This is a genomic window from Mycobacterium sp. SP-6446 (assembly GCF_001954045.1).
Classification (GTDB): domain Bacteria; phylum Actinomycetota; class Actinomycetes; order Mycobacteriales; family Mycobacteriaceae; genus Mycobacterium.
The window spans coordinates 1-20,340 of record NZ_MBEM01000065.1; the positions used below are offsets into that span (position 1 = coordinate 1).

At 66.1% G+C, this 20,340-nt stretch carries 23 protein-coding genes, 1 tRNA gene and 2 pseudogenes; 16 read left to right on the forward strand and 10 right to left on the reverse strand.

The genetic code is table 11. The annotated features are described in order from the left end of the window. The 4 genes and pseudogenes from A5736_RS05235 to A5736_RS05250 form a co-directional block, all read left to right on the forward strand. Positions 1-609 (forward strand): annotated as a pseudogene (locus tag A5736_RS05235) (mammalian cell entry protein); the annotation flags it as partial. Next, entirely contained in the window at positions 590-1,306 is a 717-nt protein-coding gene (locus tag A5736_RS05240) for a mammalian cell entry protein (RefSeq protein WP_076122707.1), read from the forward strand. The pseudogene A5736_RS05235 and the gene A5736_RS05240, both read left to right, overlap by 20 nt. After that, entirely contained in the window at positions 1,307-1,816 is a 510-nt protein-coding gene (locus A5736_RS05245) for a mammalian cell entry protein (protein WP_076244930.1), read from the forward strand. Between the two features lie 46 nt (positions 1,817-1,862). Then, on the forward strand, positions 1,863-2,288 hold the full coding sequence (locus A5736_RS05250; protein WP_076122705.1) for a nuclear transport factor 2 family protein: 426 nt from the start codon (positions 1,863-1,865) through the stop codon (positions 2,286-2,288). Between the two features lie 97 nt (positions 2,289-2,385). On the opposite strand, the gene A5736_RS05255 is transcribed toward A5736_RS05250, so the two are convergent. The 3 genes from A5736_RS05255 to A5736_RS25860 all read right to left on the reverse strand — a co-directional run bounded on the left by A5736_RS05255 (position 2,386) and on the right by A5736_RS25860 (position 4,680). Beyond that, positions 2,386-2,964, reverse strand: a complete 579-nt coding sequence (locus A5736_RS05255; RefSeq protein ID WP_076122704.1) for a hypothetical protein — start codon at positions 2,962-2,964, stop codon at positions 2,386-2,388. 69 nt (positions 2,965-3,033) lie between these two features. Continuing rightward, on the reverse strand, positions 3,034-4,515 hold the full coding sequence (locus A5736_RS05260) for a trehalose-6-phosphate synthase (RefSeq protein ID WP_076122703.1): 1,482 nt from the start codon (positions 4,513-4,515) through the stop codon (positions 3,034-3,036). Further along, entirely contained in the window at positions 4,516-4,680 is a 165-nt protein-coding gene (locus A5736_RS25860; protein WP_139333140.1) for a hypothetical protein, read from the reverse strand. Positions 4,681-4,878: 198 nt separating this feature from the next. On the opposite strand from A5736_RS25860, the gene A5736_RS05265 reads away from it, so the two are divergent. Beyond that, the gene (locus A5736_RS05265; protein WP_076122702.1) at positions 4,879-5,814 is read left to right on the forward strand and encodes an enoyl-CoA hydratase; all 936 of its coding nucleotides are present in this window, start codon (positions 4,879-4,881) and stop codon (positions 5,812-5,814) included. A 70-nt stretch (positions 5,815-5,884) separates the two neighbouring features. Beyond that, positions 5,885-6,715, forward strand: a complete 831-nt coding sequence (locus A5736_RS05270) for an SDR family oxidoreductase (protein WP_076122775.1) — start codon at positions 5,885-5,887, stop codon at positions 6,713-6,715. Here A5736_RS05270 and A5736_RS05275 read toward each other — a convergent pair. Next, positions 6,698-7,591 carry an NAD(P)-dependent oxidoreductase gene (locus A5736_RS05275; RefSeq protein ID WP_076244932.1) on the reverse strand — a complete coding sequence of 298 codons (894 nt, stop codon included), beginning with the start codon at positions 7,589-7,591 and terminating at the stop codon, positions 6,698-6,700. The genes A5736_RS05270 and A5736_RS05275 overlap by 18 nt on opposite strands. Before the next feature lie 48 nt (positions 7,592-7,639). Between A5736_RS05275 and A5736_RS05280 the strand changes: the two genes are divergently transcribed. Continuing rightward, positions 7,640-8,431: an SDR family NAD(P)-dependent oxidoreductase gene (locus tag A5736_RS05280; RefSeq protein WP_076244934.1), complete on the forward strand. Its 792-nt coding sequence runs from the start codon at positions 7,640-7,642 to the stop codon at positions 8,429-8,431. Positions 8,432-8,442: 11 nt separating this feature from the next. On the opposite strand, the gene A5736_RS05285 is transcribed toward A5736_RS05280, so the two are convergent. After that, positions 8,443-9,999: an LCP family protein gene (locus A5736_RS05285; protein ID WP_076244936.1), complete on the reverse strand. Its 1,557-nt coding sequence runs from the start codon at positions 9,997-9,999 to the stop codon at positions 8,443-8,445. Positions 10,000-10,290: 291 nt separating this feature from the next. Then, a complete protein-coding gene (locus tag A5736_RS05290) occupies positions 10,291-10,560 on the reverse strand; it encodes a hypothetical protein (protein ID WP_175611193.1) in 270 nt (89 codons plus the stop codon). Between the two features lie 93 nt (positions 10,561-10,653). On the opposite strand from A5736_RS05290, the gene A5736_RS05295 reads away from it, so the two are divergent. Then, on the forward strand, positions 10,654-11,532 hold the full coding sequence (locus tag A5736_RS05295) for an alpha/beta fold hydrolase (RefSeq protein WP_175611194.1): 879 nt from the start codon (positions 10,654-10,656) through the stop codon (positions 11,530-11,532). Here the strand turns inward: A5736_RS05295 and A5736_RS05300 are convergent. Continuing rightward, a complete protein-coding gene (locus A5736_RS05300; protein ID WP_139333141.1) occupies positions 11,504-12,169 on the reverse strand; it encodes an MFS transporter in 666 nt (221 codons plus the stop codon). The two genes, A5736_RS05295 and A5736_RS05300, sit on opposite strands and share 29 nt — an antisense overlap. 157 nt (positions 12,170-12,326) lie before the next feature. On the opposite strand from A5736_RS05300, the gene A5736_RS05305 reads away from it, so the two are divergent. The 5 genes and pseudogenes from A5736_RS05305 to A5736_RS05330 all read left to right on the forward strand — a co-directional run bounded on the left by A5736_RS05305 (position 12,327) and on the right by A5736_RS05330 (position 16,081). Continuing rightward, the gene (locus tag A5736_RS05305) at positions 12,327-12,986 is read left to right on the forward strand and encodes a S1 family peptidase (protein ID WP_076244940.1); all 660 of its coding nucleotides are present in this window, start codon (positions 12,327-12,329) and stop codon (positions 12,984-12,986) included. A gap of 81 nt (positions 12,987-13,067) precedes the next feature. Next, a complete protein-coding gene (locus tag A5736_RS05310; protein WP_076244941.1) occupies positions 13,068-13,715 on the forward strand; it encodes a S1 family peptidase in 648 nt (215 codons plus the stop codon). 166 nt (positions 13,716-13,881) lie between these two features. Further along, positions 13,882-14,307 carry a lipoprotein LpqH gene (locus A5736_RS05315; protein WP_076122697.1) on the forward strand — a complete coding sequence of 142 codons (426 nt, stop codon included), beginning with the start codon at positions 13,882-13,884 and terminating at the stop codon, positions 14,305-14,307. A 205-nt stretch (positions 14,308-14,512) separates the two neighbouring features. After that, positions 14,513-15,280: pseudogene (locus tag A5736_RS26680) on the forward strand (MAP_0585 family protein); the annotation flags it as partial. Between the two features lie 30 nt (positions 15,281-15,310). Further along, positions 15,311-16,081: an enoyl-CoA hydratase gene (locus tag A5736_RS05330; protein ID WP_076122695.1), complete on the forward strand. Its 771-nt coding sequence runs from the start codon at positions 15,311-15,313 to the stop codon at positions 16,079-16,081. 19 nt (positions 16,082-16,100) lie between these two features. Here the strand turns inward: A5736_RS05330 and A5736_RS05335 are convergent, their stop codons facing one another. Then, positions 16,101-16,367, reverse strand: coding sequence for a YdeI/OmpD-associated family protein (locus A5736_RS05335; RefSeq protein WP_076122694.1), 267 nt, complete (start codon positions 16,365-16,367; stop codon positions 16,101-16,103). Between the two features lie 69 nt (positions 16,368-16,436). Here A5736_RS05335 and A5736_RS05340 point away from each other — a divergent pair, with 69 nt between their 5' ends. Both A5736_RS05340 and A5736_RS05345 read left to right on the forward strand, forming a co-directional pair. Continuing rightward, the gene (locus A5736_RS05340; protein WP_076244945.1) at positions 16,437-17,213 is read left to right on the forward strand and encodes a DUF732 domain-containing protein; all 777 of its coding nucleotides are present in this window, start codon (positions 16,437-16,439) and stop codon (positions 17,211-17,213) included. 520 nt (positions 17,214-17,733) lie between these two features. Further along, the gene (locus tag A5736_RS05345; RefSeq protein WP_076244947.1) at positions 17,734-18,444 is read left to right on the forward strand and encodes a hypothetical protein; all 711 of its coding nucleotides are present in this window, start codon (positions 17,734-17,736) and stop codon (positions 18,442-18,444) included. A gap of 181 nt (positions 18,445-18,625) precedes the next feature. Here the strand turns inward: A5736_RS05345 and A5736_RS05350 are convergent. Continuing rightward, positions 18,626-18,697: transfer RNA gene (locus tag A5736_RS05350), tRNA-Thr, on the reverse strand. Positions 18,698-18,725: 28 nt separating this feature from the next. After that, complete coding sequence (locus A5736_RS05355) at positions 18,726-19,448, reverse strand: hypothetical protein (protein ID WP_076244949.1); 723 nt, start codon at positions 19,446-19,448, stop codon at positions 18,726-18,728. 172 nt (positions 19,449-19,620) lie between these two features. Between A5736_RS05355 and phoP the strand changes: the two genes are divergently transcribed. Next, positions 19,621-20,340 (forward strand): two-component system response regulator PhoP, encoded by a 720-nt coding sequence (gene phoP / locus A5736_RS05360; RefSeq protein ID WP_076122689.1) that lies wholly within the window; start codon positions 19,621-19,623, stop codon positions 20,338-20,340.

Genomic DNA, 20,340 nt, shown 5'->3' on the forward strand with positions numbered 1-20,340 from the left:
GAATTCCCCGGCAAGCGGGCGCCGACGATCCAGCTCTGCCGCGACCCGAAGGGCTACGTGCCGGTTGGCCGCAACCCGTGGCGCGGTCCGCCGGTGCCCTACGACACGCCGGTGACGAACGGGCTGAACACGTTGCCGCCCAACAAGTTCCCGTACGTCCCACCGGGCGCAGATCCCGATCCCGGCACTCCGATCGTCGGCCCGCCCCCTCCCGGGGTAGTCCCCGGGCCTGGGCCGGCGCCGCACCAGCCGGCGTACGACCCGCCGCCGCCCAATGACAACGGGCCGCCGCCGCCGTTCACGTCGTGGCAGCCGCCCGGAATACCGCCCGTGCCGCCGCAGCTTCCGTATCCGAAGTGGCTGCCGCCGCCGCCACCGCCGGAGGGGATTAATCCTCCGCCGGCGGGCCCGGGACCGGAGAAGCCGTGGGGGCCGCCGCCCGGGCAGCCGGCGCCGCAGGCCAGCGGTCCGGCGTATGCCACCTATGACCAACGCACCGGAGCCTTCGTGGACCCGGCCGGCGGCACTGGTATCTTCGCGCCCGGCGCCAGTGGCACATCCGGCGCCGAGAATTGGGTGGACCTCATGCTTGATCCAAGGCCTCTTTAGTGGGGCTGCAGTGACCGAAACGACTCAACGCGTTCGACGGCGCGCATCGCGCGCAGCGGGCCCGGCGAAGGGCGCGTCGGACGAGGGCTTTACCGCGCGGGTCGACGTTCCGGAGGGGCCGAAGCGGCCAGCGAAATCCGTCAGGGCCCTCAAATCGGTCAAGCCGCCACCGCGGCGGCGGCCGAACCGCGTCCTGGTCGGATGGATCTCGTTCGCCGCCGCGCTGTTGGCGATCGCGGCGCTGGCGGGCGGCCTGGCCTTCATGCTCGTCCAGCAGCGGCACGCCGAAGCGGCACAAGCCCGCGACCAACGCTTCGTCGACACCGCCACGCAGACGGTGGTCAACATGTTCAGCTACAAGCAGGACAACATCGACGACAGCGTGAACCGCTTCTACAACGGCACCAGCGGCCCGCTGCGCGGCATGCTCGGCGCCAACAACAACATCGAGAACCTCAAGGGCATCTTCCGCTCGACCAACGCGACGTCGGAGGCCGTCGTCAACGGCGCCGCCCTGGAAGGCGTCGACGCGGTCACCGACAACGCCTCGGTGCTCGTATCGGTGCGGGTGACGGTGGCCGACATCGACGGAAACAACAAGCCGTCCATGCCTTATCGGCTGCGGGTGATCGTGCACGAGGACGAGCAGGGCCGCATGACCGGCTACGACCTGAAGTATCCCGACGGGGGCAACTAGATGCGTCGGGTGCCCTGGCCCCGCCTTCGGAAGTGGCTGACGGCCGTCGCGGTCTCGCTGTCGATCGCGCTCGTCGTCGGTTTGTCCGCGGCGGCCGGGTGGTTCTACTGGGAGCGGGTGGAGACCCGCGGCGAGGCGGCGGCGCGCGCGGAGTTGCCCGGCCTGGCGGCCAAGCGGATACCCGAGGTCTTCGCCTACGACTACCAGACCGTCGAACGCAGCCTCTCGGCCGCTTACCCGTTGCTGACTCCCGAATATCGCGCGGAGTTTCAGAAGAGCGCCAACACGCAGATCATTCCCGAGGCCAAGAAGCGAGAGGTGGTGGTCCAGGCCAACGTCGTCGGCGTCGGCGTCATGACCGCCACGCGGGACTCGGGATCGGTGATGGTCTACATGAACCGCACCGTGAATGACAAGTCACGCCAACCGCTGTACGACGGCAGCCGATTGCGCGTCGACTTCAAAAAGATCGGCAAGCAATGGCTGATCGCCTACATCACGCCGATTTAGCGCTGCGACTTGACCTCAAGTGTTGTTGAGGTTTTAGCGTGGGCGGATGGACATTGGGATCAAGAGCGAGATCGCCGAATTGGTCGACCGATACCTGTGCTCACTGGACGAGCGCAACTTCGACGAGGACTGGGCGCGTCGATTTTTCACCGAGGATGCGGCCGTTGCATTTCCGATCGGGAATGCCGAGGGGATCGACGAGATCCTGGCGAATACACGCCACGGCGTGCTGCGCTTCGCCCGGACCCAGCACCTCGGCCTGAACTACCTGGTCGATGCGAGCCCCAGCGGCTCTGGAGCATCGGCCCGCTGGAACCAGGTCAATCACCACGTCCACCCCGAAGGCGATCTGTTCAGCTCGGGCACCTGGAGTGAGGCCGATTTTGTGCAAATCCCCGCAGGGTGGCGAATCACCCGTACCACGATGCATGTCACCTGGACGTCCGGTCGGCCGCCGGGGCGGCCGTCCTGAAGGGCACGGGCAAGTCGCGCCCGAATTTGATAGCACATGCGCTATCAAATTTTGAAACAGAGCACACCCGCTCGGCCGCGCCGCTAACGACGAAAGCTCAGTAGCACATCGCAATGCCGTTGCAGTACAACGGATAACGTTGGATCGGGCTGGGTGGCGGCCCGGTCATCTGCAGCGAGAACGGTTGCTTCTTCATCTCCGGCTGCAGCCCACAGACGGGACCGTGCAGGCTCGTGTGGGTGCCGCTCATGGTTTCGTCGCTGAACGCATAGGTTTCGGTGGACGGCGCGGTGCCGCCTCCCGGACATGACACGCCGTCGCTCTTGTCCACCTTGAAGGTCCACAGCATGCTGGAGTAGCGCGCCCTGCCGCTGAAGTTCTGCAACTTGTCCGCGCGGCTGATCTGTTCGGGCGTCGCACTCACGACATTCAGAGCACAGTTCATCGCAAAAACGATCGGGTCGGAATAGTCGTTCATGTTCCGGGTGCCGGATGGCTGATCGCACAGTGCCGTGATCGTCCAGGTAACCCCCGAGACACCGGCCTCATTGAAGCTGTAGTTGCCATCCGCCGGTGGACCGACCGCGTGCGCGGGGTCGCCGGACTCCAGCGCGATCCCGATTGCAACTGCCGAGACGATGCCGGCGCCGGCCGCCAGCCCGCGACGCAGATTCACAGTGTCCCTCCCTTCACGCTGCATCGAGTATCACAGCGTTTGGGTGGCAACACCATGGGTCCCTGGCCGCTATTTGGCGTCATGGGGATTCGCCTCGGCGAGCGCATCGAGAAACGACCGCGCCCAGCGGTCCACGTCGTGGGCGAGCACCTGGCGCCGCAACGCGCGCATACGGCGTCGACCATCTTCGACCGGCTGGTTCAGTGCCGCCTCGATCGCGTCCTTGACCCCTTCGAGGTCGTGCGGGTTGACCAGGTAGGCCTGCCGGAGTTCGGATGCCGCTCCGGTGAATTCGGACAGCACCAGCGCGCCGCCGAGGTCGCTGCGGCAGGCGACGTATTCCTTGGCCACCAGGTTCATCCCGTCGCGCAGCGGCGTGACCAGCATGACGTCGCTGGCGACGAAGAACGCGACGAGTTCCTCGCGCGGCACCGGGCGGTGCAGGTAGTGCACCACCGGGTGGCCGACTTCGGCGTATTCGCCGTTGATGTGGCCGACTTGGCGTTCGATGTCGTTGCGCAGAATCTGGTAGCTCTCCACGCGTTCGCGGCTCGGCGTCGCCAGCTGCACCAGCACCGTGTCGTCGCGTTTGGCGCGGCCCTCGGCGAGCAGCTCGGAAAAGGCCTTGAGCCGGACGTCGATGCCCTTGGTGTAGTCCAGCCGGTCGACGCCGAGCAGGATCTTGCGGGGGTTGCCGAGTTCGGCGCGGATCTCGCGGGCGCGGTGCCTGATGTTGCGGTCGCGGGCGGTGTGGTCGAGCGCGCCGGAGTCGATGGAGATCGGGAAGGCGCCGACGCGAACGGTACGAGACTCCAGCTCCACCTCACCGAACCGCGACCGCACGCCGACCGCTCCGCGCGAAGTGTTGGCCCCGACCAGCCGGCGCGACAGGAACAGGAAATTCTGGGCACCGCCGGCCAGGTGGAAGCCCACCAGGTCGGCGCCCAGCAGCCCTTCGATGATCTCGGTGCGCCACGGCATCTGCATGAACAACTCCACCGGGGGGAACGGGATGTGCAGAAAGAAACCGATGGTCACGTCAGGCCGCAGCGTGCGCAGCATTTTCGGGACGAGTTGCAGTTGGTAGTCCTGGACCCAGACCGTGCCGCCCTCGGCGGCGGCGCGCGAGGCCGCCTCGGCGAAGCGACGGTTGACGTCGACGTAGCGCTCCCACCATTCGCGGTGGTAGATCGGCTTGACGATGACGTCGTGGTACAGCGGCCACAGCGTGGCATTGGAGAAGCCCTCGTAGTACTGGGCGACGTCGTCGGCGGACAGGCGTACCGGATGAAGTTGCAGTTCATCCTGGGCGACGGGCTCGTCGACCACGTCCACGACATCGTCGACCACACCCGGCCAGCCGACCCAGGCCCCGCGCCGGCGGCGCAGGAGCGGCTCTAGCGCGGTGACCAATCCGCCGGGACTGCGTTTCCACGAGGTCGTGCCATCGGGGAGCCGCTCGAGATCGACGGGCAGCCGATTGGCGACCACCACGAAGTCGGAATCGCCGTAGTGCCTAGTTTTCGAGTTCTGGCCTCCCTTGGGAGCCATTTAGGTGTCGAGTTTCGCCGGTCCAATACCGAGCATGGACAAGAAAATGCGGCACTCGTCGGCGTCGGTGGCATAGGCCGCGACGACACGCCTGGCCTGGCTGGCGGTGCTGTCAGCCAGCGGCTCCACATCGCCGAGTTCGCCAGGGTCAGATTTCGTAGGCATGACATAACTCTATGCGACGCGAATATTCGCCCGCAGGCGTCTCTCGGAATGCTGCCCACTGGCCTGGCGCCGGTTCGTACTGGTATCGACCCAGTGATCAGCGCCTTCGGCAATGGACGTAATGTGCAAAGGGTCGGCACGGGATTTACGGATCCACGCCAACTTGTAACGAGCCCGACGACAAGGTAGGTGGGCGGAATGACTGTCTCCGATCAAGCCGACGCGCAAGCCGGCCCCAACGCGGCCGATGCCGGCGCCGACGATCTGGTGGCCTATGAAACCCTCGACGAGGGTCGCATCGCGCGGATCTGGCTCAACCGGCCCGAGGCCCACAACGCACAGAGCCGCGGCCTGTTGGTGCAACTCGACGAGGCGTTCCTGCGTGCCGAGGCCGACGACACCGTGCGGGTGGTGATCCTGGCGGCGCGCGGCAAAAATTTCTCCGCCGGTCACGACCTGGGCTCGGAGTTGGCCATCGCCGAGCGCAGCCAGCTGCCGAGCTTCCGCATCAACGGCGGGACCCGCGACCCCATCGCGGAGAAGATCTACCTGCAGGAGTGGCACTACTTCTTCCAAAACACCTGCCGCTGGCGCGATTTGCGCAAGATCACCATCGCCCAGGTCCAGGGCAACGCGATCTCGGCCGGCCTGATGCTGATTTGGGCGTGCGATCTGATAGTCGCCGCCGATAATGCGAAGTTCAGCGATGTGGTCGCAGCGCGCCTGGGGATGCCGGGCGTCGAATATTTCGGTCACCCTTGGGAATTCGGCCCCCGTAAGGCCAAAGAGCTGCTGCTGACCGGTGATGCGCTGGACGCCGACGATGCCTATCGACTCGGCATGGTGTCGAAGGTATTCCCGGTCGATGAGCTAGCGGACAAGACTTTGGAATTCGCCCGGCGCATCGCCGACCGGCCCACGATGGCGGCGCTGCTCGTCAAGGACTCGGTCAACGCCGCCTCCGACGCAATGGGATTCACCGAGGCGTTGCGGCACGCGTTCCACATTCACGAGCTGGGCCATGCGCACTGGGCCGCCCACAACGAGAACAGGTACGCGGTCGGCCAGCCGCCCGATGTCGAGGACTGGCGCAACGCGAAACCGACGAAACTGGCCCGCCGCGATACGCCCTAGCGGACAGCTCGTCCGCCCGCATGGTTCTATTGCTAGAACGTGTTTCAGTTTTGGCGTGAAGGGGCGCGGCGTGCAGCTTTCTTTCGAAAACCGGACGTATCTGGTCACCGGCGGTGGCAGCGGAATCGGCAAGGGCGTCGCGGCGGGGCTGGTCAAATCCGGTGCCTCGGTCATGATCGTCGGCCGCAATCCCGACCGGCTGGCAGGCGCCGTCGAAGACATCGAAGCGCTCCACGCCGACGGCTCCATCCGATATGAACCCACCGACGTCACCAGCGAGGACGAGGCCGCCCGCGCGGTGGACGCGGCGACGGCCTGGCACGGCCGGCTACACGGTGTGGTGCACTGCGCCGGCGGCTCGGAGACCATCGGGCCGATCACCCAGATCGACTCGGAGGCGTGGCGGCGCACGGTCGACCTCAATGTCAACGGCACTATGTACGTGCTCAAGCACGCGGCGCGTGAACTGGTGCGCGGCGGCGGGGGTTCGTTCGTCGGGATCTCGTCGATCGCGGCGAGCAACACCCACCGGTGGTTCGGCGCGTACGGGGTCAGCAAGTCCGCCATCGACCACATGATGCAACTGGCCGCCGATGAACTCGGTGCCTCGTGGGTGCGGGTCAACAGCATCCGCCCTGGCCTGATCCGCACGGATCTGGTTGCGCCCGTGTTCGCTGTGCCGGAGGTCAGCGAGGACTATCGCGTGTGCACGCCGCTGCCTCGGCCCGGTGAGGTCGAGGACATCGCCAACCTCGCGATGTTTCTGCTCAGCGATGCCGCCAGCTATATCACCGGCCAGGTCATCAACGCCGACGGCGGCATGATGCTGCGCCGCGGACCCGACTATTCCGCGATGCTGGAACCCGCGTTCGGCGCCGACGGGCTACGCGGAGTCGTCTGACGTCAGGCCCGCGTCGCGGTCCGCGAGGGTGGCCAGCGCCGACCAGTCCAGGTGCCCGCCACCGGTTGCCACGAGCGTGAGCAGACGGTCGCGCAGCACGCTCGCCACGGGCAGCGGCACCCGGAGGGCCTCGGCGGCGGCGAGCACCAGCCGGACGTCCTTGAGGCCGAGGCGTGACGCGAAACCCGCCGGCTCGAATTCACGTCGCGCGATCAACCCGCCGTAGGTCTGATAGGCCGGCGCGGTGAACAACGTCGAGGTGAGGATGTCGACGTACTGCTGCCGGTCGACGCCCGCCTTGGCGACCAACGCGACGGCCTCGCTGATGGACTCGATCGCCGACACGAGCAGGAAGTTGCCGCTGAGCTTCACCAAGTTGGCGGTGTGCGGCTGATCGGACACCACGAAGGTCCGCTGCCCGATGGTCTCGAACAGCGGAACCAACGTCTCCAGAACCTGCGGGGCGCCCGCGGCGATGACGAAAAGCTTTGCGGCAGAAGCGGCTTCGGGCCGACCGAACACCGGCGCCGCGGCATAGCGTTGTCCGGCCTCGGCATGCGCGGCCGCCAGGCGCTCCGACAGCGCGACGCTGATGGTGCTCGACGAGACGTGAGTGGCGCCGGGGGCCAGCGAAGCCACGACGCCGTTCGCTCCGAACGCGACCTCCTCGACGGCGTCGTCGTCGGAGAGCATCGTGAACACGACCTCACCGGTGCTGGCTTCGGCCACGCTGCGCGCCGCGGTCGCGCCCCGCTGGACGAGCGCCTCCGTCTTGTCCGGCGAGCGGTTGTAGACGGTGATCCGGTGGCCGGCCTCCAGCAGGTTCGTCGCCATGCCGTGGCCCATTTTCCCCAGACCGATGAATCCGATCTCCATACCGTCCACCATGCCGCGTTTGCAGGGACTTGGTGAAAGATGTGCTAGATGAACCGACTCGAGGGCAAGCGGATCCTGGTGACCGGCGCGGCGTCAGGCATCGGTCAGGCCACCGCGCTGCGGTTGCTCGACGAGGGGGCCAGGGTCGTGGCCTCAGACGTCGCCGAAGACGGGCTGGCCGCCACCCAGGGCCAGGCGGAGAAGGCCGGAACGGCCGACCGCCTCACCACTATGCCGATGGACGTCGGTAGCGAAGATTCGGTGATCGACGGCGTGTGCTCGGCCGTCCAGACACTCGACGGCCTCGATTCGCTCGTAAACGCGGCCGGCGTCCTGCGGGCAGCGCACACCCACGAGACCAGCCTGGAACTGTGGAACCGGATCGTCGGTATCAACCTCACCGGAACGTTTCTGGTGGTGCGCGAGGCGCTTCCGGCGCTGCTGGGGAACTCGCGCAGCGCGATCGTCAACTTCAGCTCCACGTCGGCCTCGTTCGCCCATCCCTACATGGCGGCCTACGCCGCGAGCAAGGGCGGAATCCAGGCCTTCACCCATTCTTTGGCACTCGAATACGCCAAGGATGGTCTGCGTGCGGCTTGCGTGGCGCCCGGCAGCATCAAGTCCGGAATCACCGACGCGACTGGGGGATACATTCCCAAAGACGCTGACTGGTCGTTGTTCCCCCGCCTCATGCCGATCCTGCCCACGACGGTCGAATCCAGTGGCGCCGGGATGGCCGAGCCCTCCGCGATCGCCGGCGTGATCGCCATGCTGGTTTCCGATGACGGCGCCTGGATCACCGGCACCGAAATCCGCATCGACGGTGGCACGCACGCCTAGCCCGATCGCGGCTAGTTAACGCAGGGCACCCCGCCGCCGCCGATGGGCTTGCCCTGATCGGGTGTGGGATAGGTGCTCGTGGCGTACCCGTAGCGATTGGTCTTGGTGGTCGTCGTCGTCGTGGTGGTGGTCTCGTCGGTAGTGCTGGTGTCGTCGGCGGCGGGCATCGAGTAAGTGGTATCCACGGTCACGCGGATGTGTCCGGGCTGCACGTTTGGATCGGGTTGTTTGGGGGCGTCGAGGCCGAGCAGCGTGGCGAGGCTCTGTGCGTCGGTTTCGGCGCCCGCGCCGTACTGGATCGTGGTGGACGTCGGATCGCCCGATTGGCGGTCGCGGACCTGACCCGCTGTGTAGCCGCGCTTTTTCAGCGCGCGGGATACCTCACTGGCGGCGCCGCTCATGCTGCCCGCGTTGATGACGTCGACGACCGTGGACGGACTGGGCTTGCTTGCCGTCGCAGCGGGCGTGGTCGTCTCTGGCGCGGCGCCGATCGCCTGGGCCACTTCGGCTTTGATGGCGGCCTGGTCGATGATGTTGACGTCCTGGCCGCCGATGTTGTCGTAGCGCACCACGGGCAGCGTCCGGAACTCGACGTTGCCGCCGCCCGCGAGTTCACCCATGCGGCGGAACAGGTCCTCATCCCAACCGGTCGACAGCACAACATCTTTGCGCGCCACCGCCATCAGGCCCTTGAGCTTGTCGATGTTGGTGAACGTTCCCGAGTCCTGCAGTTCCCGCATGACAGAAGAGATGAACGCCTGCTGCCGGTGGGTACGGTCCAGGTCTCCGTTGTCCAGGCCGTGACGCTGCCGGACGAACGCGAGCGCCTGCGAGGCGTCCAGCCGCTGCGGGCCGGCCGGGAAGTCCGCACCGGAATACGAGTCGTAGACGGCGTGGTTCAGGCACACGTCCACGCCGCCCAGGGTCTGCGCCAAGTCGTAGAAACCGGCCAGGTTGACCTCGGCGAAGTAGTCGATCGGAACGCCGGTCAGGCTGCGCACCGCGCGCAGGGTCGCGGCACGGCCGGCTTCGCGGCCGCGGGTTTCGAGCTCCCGCTGGCTGCTCCCACCCTGGTTGGCAAGCTTCTGCGCAACGTACTGCTTGGTCAGCCCGTAGGCCTCTTTGATCTTGATGTGGTTATAGCCGGGAACCCCGTTGAACGGCACCCAGTCGTCGCGGGGGATCGAAAACGCGGTCACCTTGTTGTCTGCCCCGACGTGCACGAGTATCAGCGTGTTGGTGTTGTAGCCACCGTCGTCGGAATCGCCGGCGTGCAGCTGCCGCAAAATCGAGGAGGGCAGGTCGTTGCCGTCCTGATCTTTTCGGGAGTCCAGGCCGATGAGCAGGATGTTCATGTTGTCGCCGCTGGATCGCGGATCGTCGGGGCTCAGGGCGTCCGAGACGGTGATGCCGCCCAGCGCCCCGTGAGCCACGTAGTAGCCCGCTCCGGTCATCAGGATGGCCCCCACCGAGACCAGCGACATGAAGCTGCGCGTCAGCCCTTTGCGAATTGGTGACGGCTGACGAACGGCTCGATGGCGGCGATGGGCGCCGCCCGAGCGTGCCATCACAAACCCCGGCCCGTATCCAGCGCAGCACTCGCTACCGCGACGGCGGTTTGCGGTGACGGCGCTAAAAGCATGAGGTCAAGTATGCGTTAGCTTGCTGTGAAGCCCCCAATCGAGAAGGCCGCCGATGGGCCGATTGTGGGCAGCCTCACCCGCCGGAAACCATGAAATCGGCGGCGGCAATCTTCCCGCTACCTGCACGTTTGGCCGGGCTACGCCCCCGTCGGGGGTGGGCGCGTCTCGGGAAAGTCTCGAGCGGGCTACTCGACCGCCGAAATTGACGCCAACTCGTCACCGAGCCGGTACGAGGTCTTCGCCCGATGAGTAGCAGAGGCGAATGTTCGAGCCCGTGGCGAACTCGGCGAGGTACACGCCCAGCGGTTCGACCTCGTAGTAATAGTGCACGTAGCCCCGCGCATCCAGCGCGGTCGCGCACGAATACCCGGGCGCACCGCAGCGCTCCTTGACCGGAATCGCGAGCGCGCCGAGCAGCACTACAACGCCAATCCCCACCACAACCGGGATTTTCGTCAGCTTGCGCGTCGCCTGCGCGGGATGCATCACAGGAGTGTAAGCGTCCCGCTTAGCGGCTCCGCGGAAGCCAGGCGTCGCGGCAGGACTGATCCCCTTGGCGGGCCGTCTTACGATCTCCTGATGGCGACCGCACCAGAGCAGTTCTCGACCCAGGGGCCGGGCGGAGTTCGTATCGTCGCGGATCGCTGGGGCGACCCCCACGCGCGCGCCGTGGTTTTCTTGCACGGCGGTGGACAGACCCGACGCTCGTGGGCCCGTGCGGCCGCCGCTGTGGCCCGGCGCGGGTGGCAAGCCGTCACGATCGACTTACGCGGTCACGGCGAGTCCGACTGGTCCAGCGAGGGCGACTATCGCGTCGTCAGCTTCGCCGCAGACGTCCAACAAGTTCTGGACAACTTGCCGCCACAACCGGTTCTGGTTGGCGCGTCGCTGGGCGGATTCACCTCGATGCTGCTCGCGGGCGAGCTCTCACCGGGCATCGCCAGCGCGGTGGTTCTGGTCGACATCGTGCCGAACATGGAGCAGTCCGGGGCGACGCGGATACACAACTTCATGGCCGATCGGGTGGAATCGGGATTCGCCTCTCTCGAAGAGGTGGCCGACGCGATCGCCGAGTACAACCCGCACCGGCCCCGGCCGACCGATCTGGACGGTCTGACCGCCAACCTGCGCCGCCGGGGCGACCGCTGGTATTGGCACTGGGATCCCCAATTCATCAGCGGCAAGGCGCCGTTTCCCCCATTCGAGGTCACCGACGCCGATCGCATGCACGCGGCCGTCGATGCGATCCTGCGCGACGGCGTGCCCATGCTGTTGATCCGGGGTCAGATGAGCGACCTCGTCAGCCAGGAGAGTGCCGACGCATTCCTCGCGCGTTTCCCGCAAGTCGAGTTCACCGACGTGCGCGGCGCCGGGCACATGGTTGCCGGGGACCGCAACGACATTTTCGCCGGCGCCGTCCTGGATTTCCTCACCCGGCGCGTCGACCAGGCGGGCTGACAATCGCGCAGCGGTCGCTGGGCGCTGGAACATCCTCGGGGAGAACGAATCCCGCGACGATCAACGTGAGCACCCCGATCGGGATGTTGATCAGGAAGATCGACTTCCAGCCGAACGAGTCGACCAACCAGCCGCCGACCTCCGGCCCGCAGATCGGGGCCAGCAATATGGGAACCATGCTGAGCGCCAGCACCCGGGCTAGCCTTTTGGGTCCGGCGGCGTGGGCCAGGATGATCAGCAACAGCGGTATGAGCATTCCACCACCGAGGCCTTGGAATGCCCGAAAGACCGCCAGCAGACCGACATTCGGGGCCTGCACACACAGCAGAGATGCCCAGGAGAACAACAGCACCGAACCCAGGAATAGCGGTTTCGCGCCCACCCGGCGGGCGGCCCAGCCGGCGAGTGGGATCACCGCCGCCATCGCCAGGGTGTAGCCGGTCACCGACCACGCGACGGCCCCGGTCGAGGCAACTCGCTCGATCAACGCCCGCGGCGCCGCGTTCACGACCGTGGCGTCGAGGGTGATCATCGCCGGGAGCAGTGTGCACGCCACCGTGATCAACCAGAGCCTGGAATCCAGCCTGGCGGGACGGGCCTCGGCGCGGGCGTGTTCCATTGTCGTCGGCGGCGTCATGGCTGAATCGTCAGCGCACGCGCTTGAGGAATCCTTGCGAAATTCTTGGAACCGTCGCCCACGCGACCATCGGGGCGCCACGCTCCCGTTCCTCTCGCCAGGTAGGAGGCGCTGCGCACTGCTAGCATGCTGCCCGACACAACTGGAGGAGGACGGCGTGGCCAATCGGTGGTTGCGGGTGCCGGCGCTGGTCGGTGCGGTGATCGCGGCCGCGACGTCGGTCGCCGGTGCGGCGTCGGCGGACCCGGACCTGGCGTCACGCCCCATGCCGGGCATGCACGTCGCCGACGGAACCGGCGGGTGCACAGCCGCTTTCGCGGCGCAGGACAACGAAGGCAGCTACTACCTTCTCACCAGTGGGCACTGCGATCCGCACGACGGTTCGGTTTGGACCTACGGGGAGGATCGTCCGCTCGGGATGATCACCGCCAGCGAGAAGGTGGGCGACACCAGGGACGCCGCAATTATCCGCCTGGACCCCAGCGTCGGAGCGCCGACGGGTGATGTCGGTGATCGGTATCCGGTCCGGGATGTGTTGAGCCTCCCACAGATTCGGGTGGGCATGCCGTTCTGCAAACTCGGCGCGGTCACCGGTGAGACCTGCGGCGTCGTCAAAGGCGAGAAGGGCGACGTCATCGAGGCCAGCGTGTACAGCCTCAACGGCGACAGCGGTAGTCCAGGCTTCGTAAAAAACGCCGACGGTACCGTGAGTGCAGTCGGGATCTTGATGTCTTCACCCGACGGCGACGACAACACGACGTACTTCACACTCGTGTATCCGCTACTTGCCAAGTGGGGCTTGCACATTCTTCCCTGACGCAGCGGAAAACGGCCACGCGGCGCGTCTTCAGATGAGATCATCTGACGGTTCACACCGGCATGCCCGAAGGAGAGCGCCATGGCCAAACCGTGGTTACGGGGACTCGCCGGGGTCGGCGTCATGGCGATCTCCGCGACGGTGTTGGCGAGCCCGGCGCGACCAGACCCCAGTCTGACGCCGGGCGTCCAGGTCCAAGACGAAAGTAGCTCGTGCACTGCGGGTTTCGCGGCCCAAGGCAACGACGGCAGCTACTTCCTCATGACGAGCGGACACTGCGACGCGCACGACGGCTCGGTGTGGACTTACGGCAACGACGTCCCGCTGGGCAGGATCTCGGCCAGCGAGCAGGAAGGCGACAAGCGGGACGCCGCGATCATCCTCCTCGACCCGAACCTCGGTGCGCCGGTGGGCGATGTCGGCGGCAGGTATCCGGTGCGGGATGTGCTGAGCCTTCCCCAAATCAAGGTGGGCATGCCGTTTTGCAAAATCGGCGCGGTCACCGGTGAGACCTGCGGCACTGTCACGAGCATCGAGGGCGATGTCGTCGAAGCCAGCGTCTACAGCCTCAAGGGGGACAGCGGCAGCCCTGGCTTCGTGAAGAACGCCGACGGCACCGTGAGTGCCGTCGGTCTGTTGATGTCTTCGCCTGAGGGTGACGACAACACGACATACTTCGCACTCGTGAATCCACTGCTCGGCCGGTGGGGCTTGCGAATTCTGCCCTAAACGTGGGGCATCCGGTATTCGCCGGGGCGCCATCCTGCGGCCCGTCCGAGGGGGCCCGGTAGGGTCTGCCTTTGTTGACGAGGTTCCGACGACGGGTCGGGGACCAGCGAGACGAAGGAGAGCAGTGCTAAAGCGTGGGATCGTAGTCGGCGTCGCCGGCGCGGCCATGGTGGTCGCGGCTTGCGCCGGCTGTTCGAGCAACAAGTCCAATACGGGTGCGTCGTCGAGCTCAGCGCCGGCCGGCCCGCAGGTCATCGTTGACGGGCAGAACCAGAACGTCAGCGGGCCCGTCACGTGCACCCCGGCCGGCGCCAACACCACCATCGGCATTGGCGACCCGACCGCCGGCGTCGGCGCGGTGGTCAGCAACGACAATCCACCCATCGTCCATTCGGTCGGGCTTGGCAGCGTCAACGGCATCTCGCTCGGCTTCTCGGATGCCGCACCGAACAACCAGGGCGCCAACGCCGGAGCCGCGGTCAACGGCAAGTCGTATGCGATCAAGGGCACGGCCACGGGTGCCGACATGAGCAACCCGCAGCAGCCGAAGCAGGTGACCAAGTCGTTCGAGATACAGGTGACCTGCCCGTAGGGGCGCTAGTCAGACATCGTCGGGGCCGAAGCCCCAGAGGGGACACAGCTATGTCTAGGAAACGTGTCGTCAGCGCGGCGGCGGTCGCGGCGGGCTTGGGCATCTCCGCGCTGACGTTGAATCCAGGGTTCGCGAATTCCGCGCCGATGGATCCGCCGCCGCCCCGCCACCGCCGCCACCGCCACCGTGGCAGTTCGGGCACGGCGGCGGCGGGATTTCCGGCGGTGGTGGGGTTTCCGGCGGGGCCGGACAGAACCCGCAGGCTCCGGCAACCACCGCGCCGGCGCCCACGCACAGCACGGCGCCGGCTCAAACCACCGCTCCGCCCGCGACCCAAACCACGGAGGCTCCGGCCACTCAGAGCACCGAGCCTCAGACGACCCAAAGCACGCAGCCCACGTCGACCAGCGCGCAGACCACGTCGACCAGCGCGCAGCCCACGTCGACCAGCGCGCAGACCACGTCGACGAGCGCGCAGACCACGTCGACGAGCGCGCAGACGACGACGCCGGGTGCAAATACCAGCACGTCGTCCGGCCCAACTGAGCGTCAGGCCTTGAATCCGCCGAGCACTCAGCCTCCGCACCCGGCGTACATCCCGCCGCGCGGAGAGATCGCACGGGGCAGCGCGGAAATCGGTGGCCCCATCGACGCGAGCGTTGGCTTCAGCATCCCGGGCCGCGGCGCGCCGCTTCCGCCGCGGGAGCGAGGCTACGGCTGGAACGACGGCCCGCCTCCCCACCACCCGCCGCCCAACTGGTACGGCCCGCCGCCTCCCGGCGGCTGGGACGGCCCGCCGCCCCCCGGCGGCTGGAACCGGCCGTGGGACGGACCGCGTGACCGCGACGTGGTCTACGCGCAGAGCGACTTCGGACCGTTCGAGTACAACACCTTTACCGTCATCCCGGTCTTCAACTGGCAGTACGGCGGTTGGGGATACTGGTTCTTCGGTGTTTGGGTCCCGCTGTACTGACGCCGAGCAGCGCAACGGACTGCGACGCCTATGAGCGGACGCTTCGCCAAGGTCGCTCGTGACGGCGGCGTGATCACCATCGAGTTGATCAACTCGAAGCCACTGAACATCATTGGTAGCGGCGCCATCTCGGAGCTGACCGACGCTTTTCGTGCCGTCGACCAGGACGGTGACGTGCGGGTCGTGGTGTTGCGGGGAACGGGTGAGAAGGCGTTCATCGGCGGTGCCGACATCAACGAGATGGTCACCCTGGACCGGTCCAGCGGCGAGGCGTTCATCCGCCGGCTCGCGGACCTGTGCGAAGCGATCCGCGAATGCCCGGTCCCCGTCATCGCCCGGCTCGCGGGCTGGTGCCTCGGCGGCGGCTTGGAGATCGCAATGTCGTGCGATCTGCGAATTGCAGAGGCGGCGGCCAAGTTTGGAATGCCGGAAGTGGCGGTCGGAATCCCCTCGGTCATCCACTCGGCGTTGATGCCGAAGTTGATCGGGGCCTCGCACGCGGCGTGGCTGCTGCTGACCGGCGAGACGATCGATGCCGACACGGCCGTCAGCTGGGGCTTGGTACACGAGGTCACCACTTCCGGCGAACTCGACGCCCGCATTGCCGAACTCACAAGGAAGCTAACCGGATTCGGGCCGCAGGCGGTGCGACAACAAAAGCACCTGCTGAATAAATGGTTCGACATGACGGTCTACGGGGCGGTCGAAGACAGCATCGAGCAGTTCGGCCTGGCATTCCTGACTGGCGAGCCGCAACACCACATGCGGCAATTCCTGTCGCGCAAGCGCGACAAGAAATAGCGCGGTTGGTCCAGGGTGGCTACTTGCCGGTGCGCTCGCGATGCTTGCAGCCCGGCCAGCAGCAGGGCCGTCGCATGCCTTCTTCCAGCTCCTCCTGGGTTCGGCGGATGCGGCGCTCTCGGGTCTTCTGTTGCTTGGCATCCTCGACCCAGCAGATGAATTCGTTGCGCGCCAAGGGCGTGATGTCGTTCCACGCGGTGAGTGCGGTGGAGTTCGCGATCAGCGCCTGGCGCAGGTCGGCGGGCAGTTTGTGCACCACCCCGCCGGGCACTCGCTGGCTGCTCACGGGGCCAGCCTAACCTGCGCGATGCCCCGGGACTTGTCACAACGTCGCGGGACCATCAAACTGACTGATATGCGCGATCGCGAGACGATCGACTCAGAATTGCGGCTCCTCGCTGCTGCCCGCCGATCGATCCGCGAGCAGGGCCGTCAGCCGTCGCCCCGAGAGGCCGACGAACTTCTCGACGAGCTCCTGGCCCACGACGCGGGGACATCTCTCACCACGGCGGTGGACGCCGATGTTGTGGCGGACACCCGGTCACGGGGCGACAACGCAGGCATCACCCCTCGTAAGCGCAACGACGTGCTGCGCCGACGCTTGGGCCTCTTCGCGGCGTTGCCCCTATCTCTGATAGCCGTCGCCGCCGCGGTCGTGGTGATACTCGCGTCCCACCACGAGGATTCATCGGCGCAGGCGCCGGAAAGCCCGCCGTCGGTCGCGCCGCCCAAACCGGTTGCGCCGAAACCACCCCCTCCGCGGATTGACGTTGTCGACATGGCGTTCATCGGCGCGTTGAAGCAAGAAGGCGTACCCGTTCCCAGCCAGGAATACGTGATGACGCAAGGGCACGCGGTCTGCGACTTCCTGGCGCACCAACCCGACTTCGGGCAGGCCGTCAGCTTCGTGCAGCGGTCGTCGATATGGGATGCCAATCAAAGCGCGGTGTTCGCCACTGGCGCGGTCGTTTCGTACTGCCCTCAGTACCAACTTGCTAGCCCGGTCGACACGCAGCAGAACCTCCAGAATGCTCTGTCTGGCATGCAAGCCATCCAAGGCGATTTGCAAGGCATCCAACGTGATCTGCACGGCATCGGCGATGGCCTGCCGGCAATCCCCGGCCCACCGTGATAGGCGCTTACGCCAAACAGACGTTGCGGAGGCCCCTGTCAGGATTGAACTGACGACCGCTCGCTTACAAGGTGAGTGAAGGCAAATTCGGCTGGTTTCGCACTTATTCGTGTATGCCCGCTACCTGCGAATTCGCTTTCGTGACACTTCGCCCTTGTTCGCACTGATTCACGGCGGTTGACGGCGAATTTGGTGGCACGGGCGTGTTCTTGGTTTTTGCGTGATCGAGGTAGGTATCTGCGTTTTGGGCCCGGGCGATCCGCCGCGGCGCCAGGTCCGATGCGGCACCGTAGCCGCGACTGGCCGCCACAAGAGGGACGGGGCGCGCCTCTGAGTGGGCAAGCCGGAAGCGATCTGAACTCCCACCTGTTTGATCCATAGACGCGGGCGGACGGGGCTACCAGGGTCTTTTAGACGCGCGTAATGCACCGCCACCCCGCGAGGCGCCCGCAATAACCGTGGTTGACCGGGGTATCTGGTACGGGTCTCGCACGCCTGGAGCGGTGTATGTTGCTCGGCTGTGAGCACATACAACGTGCATATCGTCGACAGTCAGCTGCCAACCATCGTCACCAGCGCATGCGTTTCTCTCCTCGCTGCTGCCCTCGGTGCGGGCGTTGCGCTATTCGTCGCTTTCCGGGCGCAAAGAGGCGAGAAGGATCGGCAGCAGAACGAGTTCAACCAGCGACGCAAGCAGGAGAAGGCCGCTCTGGAACAGAGGAAGGCACAGCACCGACAAGAGATGTTGGCCAAGGCATCCGACACCCTCCTCGACGCTCTCTGGACGAAGGAGCGAGCCTTGTGCGATGCGATGCAAATCGCGCGCAGGGATACGCCAATTGAGGGACCAAGCGTATCGACTGATGATGAGTCGTTGAAGTTACTCGGTGAGCTTGACCTCGCGATCTACAACGACCTGATCTGTTCATTGCCATACATTCTGGATCCTGAACTGCGAGAACGGATTCGGTCAGCGGGCACGATGGCGAATGCATGCTTCAACCTGAGGGCCGTCGGTCCAGGTGGAACCGACGCAGAGTTCAGCCGTGCGATCATCGAGGTGCAGCGGTATTTCAAATGGCTACGCTGGAATCTCACTGAGGCGCTTGCGGGCGCGCCCCTGCCGACTCAGGTTGTCATGCCCGACGTCCGCCGGCCGATCGATGCTCACGAGGATGGCGTGAGATTCCTAACTTGGGAGCTGCCGCCGGGTGTGCCTGAATACACCTGATTTTGGCTGCACTGCCCAGCATCTAGAGGCACGGTTTATTCGGCCCCGTATGAGCCGATGTCCCGAAGACCGCCGCCCCGCCTGACAGCAACGAATTGAGTTGATGGCAAATGACGGCAAAAACGCGATCTTGATCGCTGTCGGGACCGCGACATGGGCTGTGTACTGCGCCTTGTGTGGGAGCCCCCTGTCAGGATTGAACTGACGACCGCTTGCTTACAAGGCAAGTGCTCTACCACTGAGCTAAGGAGGCCGGTAAAAGCCGGTCCAAGCCTAACCGGTTACTGCTCGCCGTCGATGACACGTTGCGTGCGCACCGATCGCGACGATGAGCGGGGCCGGCGGCCGGGCAGCGGAATGCGGTCGGCGATGTTGCTCAGCGGGTTGACCACCATGGTGAGCGCGATGACGGCGTCCTGCAGGGTGGCGATGGCCGGCTCCAGCGCTTCCATCCCCGGCGTCAGCCGGGCCAGGGTGTCTGCGACGTCGGCGAGCTGGTCCAGCGGGCCGTTCTTGGCGGTCAGCTTGTCGATCAGCCCACCCTCGGCGAGCAGCCGCTCGGCCAGCCCGTCCTCCGACAGCACCCGATCGATCAACCCCTCCTCGGCGAGCAGCTGGTCGGCCAGCCCACCCGGCTGAAGCGCGCGGTGCAGGCCGCCGCCCTCCGCGGTGAGGCGGTCGAGCAAACCGCCCTCGGAAGTCAGCAGGTCGACCACCCCGCCCGGCCGCAGCAACCGGTCCATCGGCCCATCGGGTGCCACGGCCCGTCCCAGCGGCGCGTCCTCGTCGAGCAGCTTGGCGAGCCGATTGGCCCGGATGATCGCGTCGTCGATGCCCAGCATTGAAGTCACCGCGTTGGTACCGGCGTCGCCACCGGCGTCCGACACCGCTCGCTTCGCGACACCTACCGCCGCCGTCGCGACGCTCAAGCTCGCCTCGGCGGTGGCAAGCCCGACTCGCGCAGGAGCGGTCGCAAGGGAAACAATGCTTCTGGCGAGATTCATTCTCCGAGTCTATTCACGACATACCCCCATAAGCCGATACGAGTCCAAGCCGATGGGATGATTCCTGGCAGACTACTGGCAGACTATTAGCAACGAGCTTCCAGGAACTACACAATGATTACCAAGGCAACGTTCAAGTAAGGGACGGAAACAACCCCATGGATGTGACCTCATGACGGCGGCCAGCCCCACCGAAACCAAACCGGAGGCCCGCGTCCTCGTGGTCGACGACGAGGACAACATCGTCGAACTTCTCTCGGTGAGCCTCAAGTTCCAAGGGTTCGAGGTCTACACGGCGACCAACGGAGCCCAAGCCCTGGACCGCGCCCGGGACGCCCGCCCGGATGCGGTGATCCTCGACGTGATGATGCCCGGCATGGACGGCTTCGGGGTGCTGCGCCGCCTGCGTGCCGACGGCATCGACGCGCCGGCGCTGTTCCTGACGGCGCGCGATTCCCTGCAGGACAAGATCGCGGGCCTGACGCTGGGCGGCGACGACTACGTGACGAAGCCCTTCAGTCTGGAGGAGGTCGTAGCCCGGCTGCGGGTCATCCTGCGTCGCGCCGGCAAGGGCGGCGGCGAACCCCGCAGTGCCCGTTTGACTTTCGCCGATATCGAACTCGACGAAGAGACCCATGAGGTGTGGAAGGCCGGCGAGCCCGTGTCGTTGTCGCCCACCGAATTCACGCTGCTTCGCTACTTCGTGATCAATGCGGGCACGGTGCTAAGCAAACCGAAGATCCTCGACCACGTCTGGCGCTACGACTTCGGCGGCGACGTCAACGTCGTCGAGTCCTACGTGTCGTATCTGCGTCGCAAGATCGACACCGGCGAGAAGCGGCTGCTGCACACGTTGCGCGGCGTGGGCTATGTGCTTCGGGAGCCGCGCTGA